Source organism: Halobacterium noricense (assembly GCF_021233435.1).
GTDB lineage: Archaea > Halobacteriota > Halobacteria > Halobacteriales > Halobacteriaceae > Halobacterium > Halobacterium noricense.
This window is the reverse complement of record NZ_CP089470.1, coordinates 21,350-33,506: the sequence shown is the minus strand read 5'-3', so window position 1 is coordinate 33,506 and position 12,157 is coordinate 21,350. Positions and strand designations below refer to the sequence as shown.

Annotated in this window: 14 protein-coding genes and 1 pseudogene; 7 read left to right on the top strand and 8 right to left on the bottom strand. The window is 57.4% G+C overall.

The genetic code is table 11. The features are described 5' to 3' along the window. Positions 1–18: 18 nt before the first annotated feature. From LT974_RS18000 to LT974_RS17575, 3 genes and pseudogenes are all read left to right on the top strand, one after another. Positions 19–129 (top strand): annotated as a pseudogene (locus LT974_RS18000) (surface glycoprotein); the annotation flags it as partial. Positions 130–546: 417 nt separating this feature from the next. After that, positions 547–2,946: an HVO_2072 family ArtA-dependent S-layer glycoprotein gene (gene csg / locus LT974_RS17580; protein WP_232590744.1), complete on the top strand. Its 2,400-nt coding sequence runs from the start codon at positions 547–549 to the stop codon at positions 2,944–2,946. Positions 2,947–3,114: 168 nt separating this feature from the next. Next, positions 3,115–4,278, top strand: a complete 1,164-nt coding sequence (locus tag LT974_RS17575; protein ID WP_232590742.1) for a hypothetical protein — start codon at positions 3,115–3,117, stop codon at positions 4,276–4,278. Positions 4,279–4,683: 405 nt separating this feature from the next. On the opposite strand, the gene LT974_RS17570 is transcribed toward LT974_RS17575, so the two are convergent. The 4 genes from LT974_RS17570 to LT974_RS17555 form a co-directional block, all read right to left on the bottom strand. Continuing rightward, positions 4,684–4,947, bottom strand: coding sequence for an AbrB/MazE/SpoVT family DNA-binding domain-containing protein (locus tag LT974_RS17570; protein ID WP_232590741.1), 264 nt, complete (start codon positions 4,945–4,947; stop codon positions 4,684–4,686). A 72-nt stretch (positions 4,948–5,019) separates the two neighbouring features. After that, the gene (locus LT974_RS18055; RefSeq protein WP_456298805.1) at positions 5,020–5,808 is read right to left on the bottom strand and encodes a DUF7260 family protein; all 789 of its coding nucleotides are present in this window, start codon (positions 5,806–5,808) and stop codon (positions 5,020–5,022) included. 126 nt (positions 5,809–5,934) lie between these two features. Beyond that, entirely contained in the window at positions 5,935–6,270 is a 336-nt protein-coding gene (locus LT974_RS17560) for a type II toxin-antitoxin system RelE/ParE family toxin (RefSeq protein WP_232590739.1), read from the bottom strand. Positions 6,271–6,273: 3 nt separating this feature from the next. Next, positions 6,274–6,441: a hypothetical protein gene (locus tag LT974_RS17555; RefSeq protein WP_232590809.1), complete on the bottom strand. Its 168-nt coding sequence runs from the start codon at positions 6,439–6,441 to the stop codon at positions 6,274–6,276. A 111-nt stretch (positions 6,442–6,552) separates the two neighbouring features. Here LT974_RS17555 and LT974_RS17550 point away from each other — a divergent pair, with 111 nt between their 5' ends. Beyond that, positions 6,553–7,092: a hypothetical protein gene (locus LT974_RS17550; protein WP_232590808.1), complete on the top strand. Its 540-nt coding sequence runs from the start codon at positions 6,553–6,555 to the stop codon at positions 7,090–7,092. Here the strand turns inward: LT974_RS17550 and LT974_RS17545 are convergent. After that, a complete protein-coding gene (locus LT974_RS17545; protein WP_232590807.1) occupies positions 7,089–7,319 on the bottom strand; it encodes a hypothetical protein in 231 nt (76 codons plus the stop codon). The two genes, LT974_RS17550 and LT974_RS17545, sit on opposite strands and share 4 nt — an antisense overlap. Positions 7,320–7,781: 462 nt before the next feature. Here LT974_RS17545 and LT974_RS17540 point away from each other — a divergent pair, with 462 nt between their 5' ends. Next, entirely contained in the window at positions 7,782–8,174 is a 393-nt protein-coding gene (locus LT974_RS17540) for an AN1-type zinc finger protein (protein WP_232590806.1), read from the top strand. Positions 8,175–8,530: 356 nt separating this feature from the next. Next, complete coding sequence (locus LT974_RS17535; protein ID WP_059059203.1) at positions 8,531–8,812, top strand: PadR family transcriptional regulator; 282 nt, start codon at positions 8,531–8,533, stop codon at positions 8,810–8,812. An 89-nt stretch (positions 8,813–8,901) separates the two neighbouring features. Here LT974_RS17535 and LT974_RS17530 read toward each other — a convergent pair whose 3' ends face one another. The 3 genes from LT974_RS17530 to LT974_RS18050 form a co-directional block, all read right to left on the bottom strand. Beyond that, positions 8,902–9,462 (bottom strand): TATA-box-binding protein, encoded by a 561-nt coding sequence (locus LT974_RS17530; protein ID WP_059059201.1) that lies wholly within the window; start codon positions 9,460–9,462, stop codon positions 8,902–8,904. Between the two features lie 211 nt (positions 9,463–9,673). After that, positions 9,674–10,216, bottom strand: a complete 543-nt coding sequence (locus LT974_RS17525) for a DUF1643 domain-containing protein (RefSeq protein WP_232590804.1) — start codon at positions 10,214–10,216, stop codon at positions 9,674–9,676. A 793-nt stretch (positions 10,217–11,009) separates the two neighbouring features. After that, complete coding sequence (locus LT974_RS18050; RefSeq protein ID WP_456298806.1) at positions 11,010–11,162, bottom strand: DUF7837 family putative zinc-binding protein; 153 nt, start codon at positions 11,160–11,162, stop codon at positions 11,010–11,012. 343 nt (positions 11,163–11,505) lie between these two features. Here LT974_RS18050 and LT974_RS17520 point away from each other — a divergent pair, with 343 nt between their 5' ends. Continuing rightward, a complete protein-coding gene (locus LT974_RS17520; RefSeq protein WP_232590802.1) occupies positions 11,506–11,991 on the top strand; it encodes a hypothetical protein in 486 nt (161 codons plus the stop codon). Positions 11,992–12,157 lie beyond the last annotated feature (166 nt).

Below are 12,157 nucleotides of genomic sequence, written 5' to 3'. Positions count from 1 at the left end.
CCTGGCAAATCAGCGAGCATGCAAACGCAAACCATGACAGATACAACAAATAAGCTCCGCGCGGTCTTCCTGACTGCGCTGATGATCGGCTCCGTATTCGCAGCCGGCATCGCCTTTACAGGAACCGCCGCCGCAGCTAATGAAGTTATTCCCGGAGACATTAGCGACGATTCGGATGTCTCTTCCGGCGAAACAGTAGAGTATAGCTCAATTAGCTTTACCGTCACCGACATCGCTGCAACCGATCAGACGGTAAATCTGGACATCAGTGCTAACAACGGTGGTGAATTCACGAGCCTCAGCAGTATGGACGTTGAGGCAACTGAAGGTAGCGCCGAAGTTAGTGGAACTGCCAGCCCCAACGACAACGGCGTCATTGAAGGGGCCTTTGACGTTGATACGGCAGGAACTGATGTTACAGTTACCCTGAATGATCCGACTGTCCAGTACCCGACTATCGACAGTGGTACCACACCTGTTGAGTTCTCGGCAGATGTGGATGATACCGGCGGCGACGCTGCATCCGGTTCAATCACGTCGATCACAGTGAGCAGCACGGAGAACGCGGACAATCGGCAGAACAACGATGACGATACGCCGAACCAGTACGAGACGGTCTACCCCGGTCAAGTCGTCTACCAGGGTGAGGAGGACCTGACCTTCAAGGATGGTACCGCGGAGCCCAACGCGAACGAGTTCGAGCGGGCCAGCGGCTCCGACCAGGGCGTCCCGCTTGAGATGCCGATTCCGGACGACCAGACCACCGGTTCCTACGAGGGACCGGATGGCTTTAATCTGACGGTGTCGACGCCGCGTGTGACGATGCTCGAAGTGTGGAACGCTGACGAATCCGACGTTAGCGGTGGCATCCTCACCACGGATTCGGACACGGCAACTGTCGAAACCGACTACAACTACTACAACGCTGAAGACATCGAGCTGATCGTCGAAGACGAGGACGGCCTCGACGTCACCGACGAAATCGTCACCGATGACGAGATCACGAACCAGAACGGCAATGTCGAATTCAACATTGACCCGACTGCCGTCGACTCTGGTGAATACACCTTCACCGTCGAGGGTGCCGAACACCTCGACGAGGGCAGCGCCACGGAGACAGTTTCCGTGACGATTTCGTCCTCGCAGACGGCGTCGCTGAGCCTGGCGGCCGACGAGGTCGTGCAGGGTGAGAACCTCGGATACACCATCGAAAACAGCCCGGAAGGCAACTTCCACGCAGTCACCATCGACTCGAGTGACTTCCGTGATGGGATCTCCGCGAGCAACGCGACGAACATCCTCCGGAACGTCGGTGACACCAGCGAAACCGGTGTCATCGACGGTGACGCCAACAAACCACGCACGGCCGACGACCTCGAGTCTAATGACACAACCCTGAGCGAGGTTGACTCCGTGTACGGAATCGTCGAGATTGATGACGGCAACGGTGTTGGCTCCATCAACACGCAGTACCTCGACGACTCGTCCATCGACATCGACCTCTACCCCGCGTCCGGCAGCGAGAACGCCGACACCTACGTGAACGTGGACAACGGCGAACTCAACAACGTGGGGAACCTGACCGATGCTGAAACCGACGACGACCAGTCCTTCGACGTGAACCAGGGCACTGTCTCCCTTGACAGTCCGACTGGTGCATACGTCGTGGGCTCCGAAGCGACTGTGAACGGGACGGCGAGCGCTGGGATCGACGAGGTCTCGGTGTACGCTCGCAGTAACAATGACTTCCAGCTCGTCGAAATCGACGGCGATCGCTCGATCGAAGTCGACAGCGACGACACGTTCAGTGAGGACGGCGTAACCCTCACCGACGATGCCGGTAACGAGGGTAACGACCTGCTCTCGCTGCCGGGTTCGTACCGGCTCGGCCTCATCAGTGCTGAAGACGCTGCCGTCGACAACGAAAACACCCCTGACTCGAATCTCACCACGTCCGAGTTCAACAGTGGTGTGAGCAGTGTCTCGTCGATCACGGTGACGGACACGGAGCTCAACGGCTCATTCCAGACCTACAACGGCCAGATCGCAATTGAAGACGGCGAGGCTGCCGTTGAAGGTACCGCGCCCGGCAAGAACAACCTCGTTGTCGCGTTCGTCGACGAGCGCGGCGACGCGGTCGCGCACACGATCTCCGTCGACAACGACGGCACGTTCGACAACGACGGCCTCAGCCTCGGCGAGCTGAATGAGGGCACCGTTTCCGCCCACATCTTGTCGTCCGGCCGTGACGGTACGTTCGGCGAGAGCGGCACCTACGATACGGCTTCCGTCCTCGAAGAACAGATTGAAAATGATACTGGCTGGGCGAGCGGGTCCAGTAGCGGGGAGCAGGTTCGCGAGCAGATTCTCTCGAACACGGTTGACGACACGGCAAGCGACGACCTGATCGTCACCGAAGAACTCCGCCTTGCGAGCGCGCTCACGACCATCGAGTCTGTCGACGGCGTTGAAGCCGGCGGCACGCTCACGGTCGAGGGCCAGACCAACCGCCAGCCTGACGACAACACCATCACGGTCGAACTGCTCGACCAGGATGGTGACTCGGTGACGCTGACCAGCACCGAAGAGTGGGGCACCGACGGGCAGTGGTCCGTCGAGATGAGCCTCGCGAACGTCGAGCCTGGCGAGTACTCGGTCGAGTCCGACGACGGTGAGACGACTGACCGTCAGGACATCGAAATCGTCGAAGAAGTCGAGGAGACCACCACTCCGTCGACGACGGAAGGTCCGTCCACGACGGAAGGTCCGTCCACGACGGAAGGTCCGAGTACGACGGAAGGTCCGTCCACGACGGAAGCTCCGTCCACCACCTCGGCTGAAGAGACCACGTCTGGCGAATCCGGTAGCGGCATCCCCGGCTTCGGCATGGGCATCGCGCTCATCGCCGTGCTCGGTGCTGCCCTGCTGGCCCTCCGCCAGAATTAACGCAACACGATCTGACCGCCCGTAAGGCGGTCATCCCAAATCCCCTACCCGTATTTTCTTTCGCGCACTACGATCCGATAGCAGCAGCACCCACCAGTCATTCTCAAATAATAGAATCCCCTCTAGTAGCCAACAATTAATAAGTAGGTTACGCCCCATCCGTACGGCATGGGCCTCCTGTTCGACGACAACTCGCGCGAAGCCAAAGAATACGGCACCTATCCGATACAGACGCGATATGACGTCCCTGTCGAAAGCGTCCCCGGCCAACTACTCGATATCCATCCCTACCGAGATAACGACGGTATCGAAGCCGGCGCGAATCTCCTCCAAGCCCTCCACGACGTCCGTATCCGGGACGGTAGGAACGCGAGTGACGCCCACGCCTTCGAAATCTGGTTTGACCGCGGCCAATTCTCATTTCGCCTCTACGCTGCCAACGACCGAGCCAGTGACCGCTTCCAACGCCGCACTACCAACACCTACACCAATTCGGAGGTGACGCCACGGACCACAGGTCCAGCGTTCCCGGAACTGCGGCCGACGGATCACGTCGCCGCCGCCACCCTCGCAGAGGAACGCCACACGTTTCTGCCGATCCGCCACCACAACGCCGAGGGGTTCGAGCACGGCGACCCGTACAGCGATATTATGGGTGAAATGCTCACCCTTGACGACTCACTCGCGGTCGTCCAAGTCGTCTTCAAGCCAGCACCGAAAGACTGGACGGAGAACGGCCCAAATGGGGAATCAGTTGGGGACGTCGCTACGGATCTGCGAAATGGGGAGGTCGCGGGCTTCAAGGATCCACTCTTCTGGCTGGGGATTCGCGAGCTCGAGGAACGCGACAGCAGTAGCAAGGACAAGGAAGCCGCGAAAATCGTTGAGCAGCAGCGCGGCGAGCAGGGCTTCCACGTCAACGTTCGTGTGCTTGCGGCGTCACCACAGCCGCGTGAGGCCCGTGAACGCGCCCGTGGCATCGCCTCGATGTTCGCGAAATACTACAACGCCACCTCTGAGCAGGGCCTCGACCACCACCCCGTTAAGGCAACCGACGAGGAAATGCAGCAGTTACTCGTCAAAATGTTCGAACGGCGGTGGATCGACCGTGGAATGATACTCAGCATCGACGAGGTCGCCGGCCTTGCACACATCCCTAACAAGGACATTGAAGTCCCACAGATTCCGTGGAAATCGACGCAGTCCGGCTCCCAGATTGCTGCTGAAGCCTCGAAAGACGAAGCCAATACAACCGATGTTGCAACCGACCAGGAGGCCAGCAGTGACGACGGGTGGCCAACTGACGCGGCTGCCGATAGTGGAGAGGACTGACGATGCTTGGATTCGGGAGTAATGATGACGAGTCGAAGTTCATCGACCAACCTGAAGACGAAGAGGGAGACGAAGACACCAGCCAGTACGAAGCCCAGCAACAGGACGGTTCGGATGGCCCAAACCCCCAACAAGAGTCGCTGACCGGCGACCAGTACGACGTCTCCATGGTGGACGTCGAGCGGGCCGGCCAGTACGAAGTTGTCTCCCAAACCGAGGCAGAGGGGCCAGTGGCCGGGAAGAAGGCTCGCCGAATGTTCGAACGTGCTGTCGAAGACCCCGAACGTCCACTCTGGATTGGCTACGACGACACCGCCCGCAACGGCTTCCGTGAGGCACCGATTCGGTTCCCAGCGCTCCGCCGACACCTCTGGGTGAGCGGAACGACGGCGCAGGGAAAACCATTCATTCACCAGATCCTCGCGCCTCGTGCACTAACTCATCAACTTTCTCCATCGACAATTCGACTGTTTCGGCTCGCTCTTCGACCCGCTGTTGGAACTCTTCGACCGATGGGAGCTCGAGTTTCTTCAGGACAAGCCCGTAGTCGGTTGGGACGACCATCAGCTTCGTCCCCTTCTCGATCCCGAACTGCTTGCGCAACTGGCTCGGGATTGTGATCTGCCCCTTCGAGGTCACAGTAGTTACTTCAGGATCGTCGGTGCTCATTAGATCGTTCAGCGGAAGGATTTCTTACGTAGTGTCTTGAATTCACCGGCCACCCACTACTACGAGCCAGACTCAGATGCGTCGGGTGAGGTGCTCACGTATTCTTCGTTGGCTGTCGGCGCACAGCGTCTCAACCCGCACGTTCGTCGAAAGGACAGGATGACTGATGGGAAGGTCGTGGTAGAGGTACTCAATGAGCGTGCGATGAGTGATCCCGGCTTGGCCGCCATGGTTCGTCGACTGGTCGAGGAAGGCTTGTCGGTCCGTCAGTAGCTGTGTACAGTGCTCGCGATACGTATCGAGCGTCGAGTGTCGGGCCTGCAGTTTGTCGAATCCGAGCTCGGTGAGCGGTGTTTCGTCGGCGTCGACCAGCCATTCCAGAATCGGTTTGATAGTCTCTGTAGCCGTCTCTAGCTGCTTGATTTCTCGGCCCACCGCTGCCTCCATCGCTTGGGCCTCGGCGCGTCGGGTCTGTGATGCTGCCACAATGGTCTCTTGGAGAGTGCTCGTCAATCGGGACTCCGTCGCCGGTGCAAGGGCAACGGCAATCGATTCAGAGAGTTCCGAGTGAATCGTCTCGAGCAGTGGCTCATCGGAATCAAGGTTGTCGACACTGTGAGGTCGAACGGTGTCCCGAAACGCGGATCGGACTCTGGCACAGCCTGTCTCCGTTCCGGTTGCAGATACAGCGGACTGTGTCCCGCCGGCCGAAACTACCGGTGCTCGTTGGCTGGAGCGCTCTGATTCTGGTGAGAAGTCTTGGACTTGCGAGATGAACTGGTCGTAGGCATCGATCTTCTCACGGACAGCTTCTTGCTCCGAACGCGTTCGTTCACGCGCGCTGTTGGGGGTGTGTCTCACGGATCATGGTCTGTGATTGGTGGCGGTGTCAGTCCCGTGCGATCCCCATCGGCAGTGATTGAACCTCCAGCGGTCGCCGTTGTCGTGGTAAGACGACCGTTTCGTGGGAGTGAGAGAAATAAGAGGCTACGTGTGGCGGTTCATACGGCGTGTGAGCTCGTCTACGTCGTATGTATCGTCGCCCTTCGGGAGGACTGCCACAACGCGCATCGTATCGCTGGAGATCTCGTAGATCACTCGATACCCGCTTTTGCCAACGTAGTCTCGATAGAAGTTGTACGGCCCTGCATCGGTGAGATACGTCATGTGCTCTTGGGGAACCCGCCCCCACTGGATTTTCTCCTGCCAGTCCTGAATTTTCTTGAGGATGCGCTCGGCGTGCTCGGGATTGTACTCCTGAATACCGGCGATGTCGTCTCGGGCAGACGGGAGAATTTCGAGATAGCTGGGCGCGTGCGGCACGGCTTAGCCGAGATCGATGCCTAAGTCGTCGGCAACGTCCTCGACCGAAAGGTAGTCGTCCTCGTCGAGTTCGTCGAGTTCGTCGACGCGCTCGGCGATGACAGCGCGCTCGTCCGGGAGCATATCGCCCTCGTTGGGCTCTCGGACACCACCCTTATCGTTGGTCGCCATTACCTGACCCTATGCAGTATTGCATCATAAACTCTGGGATGGCAAGCTCTGTCCTCTCGTAGAACGCGGTGAGGAGAACGACTATTTGTAAGCGATTCGAACCGACCGCGTATGCAACGACGCCGCTTCCTCACCGCCGCCGGAACCGCTAGCATCCTCGGACTCGCCGGCTGCAGTAGCAGCGGAGACTCCAGCACGGACCCGCCGACGGCCACCTCGGCAGAGTCGACACCCACACGGACGGCGGAATCGACCCCCGACCCGACAACCACGCAGCCAACAACCCGAAGCGTCGACGAACTCAAAGACGACGCCGTCGAAGTCGAGTACGACGAACTCTTCCGAAACTTCGAACAGTACGCCGAAGAAAACACGCCAATATACTATCCGTACGGCGGCATCTACCAGACGCTCTACGACGAATACGAGGGCGGAATCGACCACCTCCAACTCCAAGTCTCCACAAACGATCAAGCGTGGCAAGGTGATATTGTCGCGATGTGGGGTGGCGACAAGCGCTACCTCGAGAATGATGTCCTCGAACTCTGGGGGCGCCCCGTAGACCTCTACGAATATACAACCGTCAACGACGACGTCCGCACGATTCCACGGATCACGATGGTTGACGCGCAGCTCATCAACGAGGACTAAAGCCGGTTCGGCAGTTCATCGCGCAGCTCATCAACGACTTTCTGCTTGAGCTCCGGCGTCATGTTCTCCAGTTCACCGCGGAGCGCATCCTCAAGCGCACGGCCACTATCAATCCGCGCCGCAACCTCCTGGACGACGACATCCACCCGAGCCTCCTGGCCCGACGACGCCGCGGACGTCGACTTTGAGTTGTCCGACGCCCACTGTTGTTTTTCTGCGGGACTCATGTCTGAGACGTAGTCCGGTGCGTCTTCGCGATCCGGGAGGTTGACTGGTCCGCCGAACCCCTCGAAGTCGCTGGTCGGCCCGACCGTCGTCTTCCCAGGGGCATCCTGCGTGCCTTCTTCGATGCGTCCGTTGCCGCCGCTGTTCGGGTTGAGGAACTCCAGATGCCTTGGCTGTGCTTACTCACGATGGGTATAGAGGAGTCGGTAAGACGTCTTGGTGAGTCGATACGTGTTGGCGAGTTGTGCGGCCGTGAACCCCGGGTTGCTGGTTGGGAGGCAGGGGATTGCTGACGGGTTATTATAAGTCATCACTAGATTCTAGCTGCGTACTCAACACACATCCCTTGGCCAGTTTCCAACTAGAGTGAACGGACAGAGGTGCTAAGTACAGTTCTTGTCCTGATCGGATTTTTACCTCGTGAAAGAGCAGCAGTTAATTAGGTGTTATGTCACAAGTGGACTATGGCAACCTGCGAAGTATGTGGGACCGAAATTTCGGGGACTACGCTATTGGAGTGCGACGACTGTGGGAAGAATTACTGTCGAAAGCACTACCATGACCACGACTGCGACCCAGTTGAAGAACCGCTCGATGAGCAAGAAGAACATCAGCTTACCCAAGACACTGGAGAACAGGAAAACCAGGCGACCGGTAGCCAACACGTGCTGCAACAGCTCGGTTACCTGATTGCCGTAGTTGCCGCCGGTATTGGATTGATCTATCTCGCAATCTCATTCGATGCGATACTCGTTGGTGGCGGGATACAGGATGCCGTTCACTTGTCCGTAGCAGGCGTGTTCTTCTCGCTTGCAACGTTCCTGCTTGTGGCTTCATACATTCTGGCGAAGTCATAGCGACAAGCAGGCTGTGCCACTATTTTTAGGCATCTAACACGAACGCTTGGATATGAATCGGCGCGATTATCTCGGACTCGTTGGGGCGAGCAGTCTGTCTCTCCTCGCGGGTTGTTCTGGGGGTTCAGAGGATACTAAATAAAGAAACCGTATTGACGACGACTGTTAACCAACAGAATAGCGCCTTCCAGTGGATTGTTGGTTAACTTCGGGCGGTTTTCTGACTGCCGCGCCGATCACTCGATTCCGATGACCTCATCGTTTCCATCTTCGAGTCGCTCTGGGATTTTGGCCCTGCGACACCTATTAGGATATCAGAGGGGACTTATTCAACCCAGTAGAAGGCAAATAGACGGATGCATGATTTAACTGGATTCCAGCGGGACATCTTGTATGTAATTGCTGGACTTGAGCAACCGCATGGGCTCGCAGTCAAGGATGAACTCGACGACTACTACGAACAAGAAATCAATCACGGCCGACTCTATCCGAACCTCGACGACCTCGTCGACAAAGGCCTCCTCGAGAAGGGCAAACTCGACAAGCGCACAAACTCCTATACTCTCACCCGGCGTGGCCGCCGCGAGATTACTGCTCGTCGCGACTGGGAAACCCAGTACGTCGACTTCACCGAGTAACAGCCCGTTTCCAGCGTTCCGGGATGGGTGTCACTCACTCCAGCAACACTGCCCCCTTCGCGTGGTAGTCGCTCGATAGCTCCGTGGACTCACTCAAGCAGGCCGAGTTCAGTGAGGCGGTCTTCGACGTGTTTCAGTGCGGACTGTGCGTCCTCAGATTCATTTGCACCGGTAATCACGAGTTTCCCACTGCCGAAGAGGAGAACGACGACGTCGGGGTCGTCAAGCCGGTAGACGAGGCCAGGGAACTGCTCGGGTTCGTACTCGATTTGCTCTAAGCCCAGCCCGATCGCGATTGCGTTCAAGTTCAACGATTGCTCGAGACTCGCGCTGGAGACAATATTCTGCACCTCAATCGGCGGATTACTGTCGACATCGATGCCTAACTCGCGGATGTCCTCAAACACGATCTCGAGGGCTTCGTGAACGTCATCGACGCTTTTCGCGCCGGTGCAGACGACTTTCCCCGACCGGAAGATCAGCGTGGCTGACTTCGGCTCCTGGAGGCGGTAGACGATTCCAGGAAAGTCCTCGGGGTTGTACTCGGCGCCGGGAAGGTCTGTGGAGAGTTGGTCGAGGGCAAGTTCTTGGCCGATATCGCTGGATGCAACGACGTTCTCGATGTGAATCGTGTCCGCCAGCGTGCTCATACAGAGTATTTCTCGGACAACTCACTTAAATAGCGGGTGGAAATGTGTGGCGCTGGTGAGACCCTCAACGGCTACTAGATTCGAGTATAGGCCGCTAAGTACAGACGAACCACTTACCGCGAGTGATTTGGGTGTAATCGGTTTGGGATTCTGCTCCACAGGACTCAGCTCGACTTATTTTTAGGTTTGGAACAGGAATGAATCAAACCTCCTACTCGTCGCTCACCCTGGGTTCCCAGATCTCAGGCTCTACGTCCTTAGGCTGATACAGTGGGTGATTCGGATGCCCATGCTTTGTTGTATCCAGTGCATGTAGTTCAGAATTAAGAGCCTCTGCCACCTCTACCTCACGGTCTCCCACAGCCTCGTTTGCTCCCCATGCAACCACCACCTTGTCTGCTTCATCGGAAATATCCTCTAGATGTTCGTCATTCTCTGGGCCGACTGGATTCTCAACTTTATTGAGTTCGTTCGGGTCGGAGGTGCGATATGCGTAGAGATTCCCGACGACAAGTTCCCCGTAACCCCAGTCTTCAGCGTATCCGACACAACGTCGAATAGTGGGGTCGTCTTCAACCTCATCAGCAGTACTCGGGTTCAGCATGATAAAGGCGAGAGTGGGTTTCTCGGAATCCCAACTACGTCGAAGTTGATACCGATACTTGCGTTCATCACTAAGAACCGCACTAGTATCTGCGTTTGACACCACAGACGACAGTTTCTCTACTAATGTATGAGTCTTCGGCTGTCGCATATTATTGGCCCTCTTGTCCCATTCAATACGGCTTGTAATGGGCACCCGCTAAATTGGCATCCCTATTGAGCGGCTGTTTCACTCCGAATCGGTGCTGTGAAAAACCCGCCTCGATGTGGTGTGTGGCTTCGATACGTATAGCGGGTTTCGTGAACGCACCTCCGTGTGCGAAATGGCGCGGGTTCAGACCACACACCCCCCGCTTGCCGAATGTAGAATAACTCGGACACCCCCCGCTTGCCGAATGTAGATGGCCTACTGAGCGCCTTTAGCCGGTACTAAATCCTGATGACGAAACGAGATTGGGAGCTCTTCGTCTGTTTCTACGTCTTGCAGAATGTACGAGTATCCATCTGTGGCTCGTCCGGTTTCCGTCCCAAGGTCGTCCGTTAGAACTTCAACTATCACACAAACGATACCGTGATACTGAGAGTCAGGATCGTCAGAGCCGGTGTAGATTTGCACCCGGTCACCGACCGAATATGAATCACTCGCCGGTTGCGGGATGTCCTCCATTGATTCGTTTTGCGTCGACAGACCCTATCAGTCCATCGTTACATCCGCAGTCTCACTGGCGATTGTTCCAATTCGGTTGTTCGCGAACCCACTCCTCGTAACTGTTCGAATACCACGTTCGACAGGGTGACCGCTCACAGCCGATACGTCGCGATTTCGGAACTGCCACATTCAGAGCAGCGGTCGACATCCCCAGACTCCAAGGTCGTCCCACAGCGCCGGCATTCGACAATCAAGTCAGTATCTGGCCCACCGAACAGACGGGTGAGTCGCCGGATCATGCGTTCGGATCGACAACGCCGCCACAGCCCGGGCATTCCGCCCAGTACCGTGCGTCGTTGCCGGTCTCGTACTCAACGAGGACATGCCAGTGGTTGATCGAGTCGCCACATCGGGGACAGACGCCAACTCGGGGATTCTGCGAGGCCATAGATCGTGTCTCGAAGGTAGGGTAGACAGCCTTCGACAGAGAAGGCTGGATCCGGGGGTGCGAGCGTGTGACAGCGGGTGTATCGCTCCCGCTATGGGATTAGGGGGTCTGCAGCCACATATAGGTCAGCCACCCGGAGTACCACGACACACCCACGAGTTGTCAAGAGTCGGCGGCCATCGCGTCTCACCGCAGTCTTGGCACACCAGTCACCACAAGGAAGCTCGATCCCGCCGAGAGAATACCGAATGAAGACATCCCCTCGTGAATCGACATTCCAGAAGGCATTTTTTAAACTCCGGTGGGAGGAGTTAAGGAGTCCACTCGAAGACGTAATCCAACGATGAAGGTAAATCGACGCACTCTGCTCACGGCTATCGGTGGTACAGCTACAGCTGCTCTCGCGGGCTGCTCTGGCGGCGGTGATGGCAGTCAGAACAACAACGGAAACGGAGGTGGCAGCAGCACCGGGTCCGGGGAGTGGACTGAAGTGGACCTCAGTCAGGAGGTTCAGTTCAACTTCCCGGAAGGCGAGCGAATCACGTACGAGTCGAAGCCGCCCGCTCAGGTGGAGGGCGTCACGGCGTACGTGCGTGGGGATGTTCTCGAAGTGCGTGGGACGCTCATCGTCAGCGAGCAGATTCGCCAAGTCGTTGAGATCCGGGGAGAACTCAAGCAGGGCGGGGAGACGGTAGCAGAGCCCGAGACGACGGTCGAGCGCCCCGGTCCCGGCGAGGACCATCCGTTCACGACCACGGCACAATCCTCGGATATCAATTCGGTCGACAGTCTCACGCTGTACGTGAACGGGCCGGAACCGCAGACGTAGACCTTACCAAGTAATTCGGACGGAACCGTTGTAACGACTTGGTAAGTCCGGACACCCCCCGCTTGCGGAATGTAATCAAATCGGCCAACTCAATAGGGGGATCGCCTCAGGGTCAAACCCCGAAAACTCGGCCTACTCTATCTGTACACTACCATTCATTCCTCGA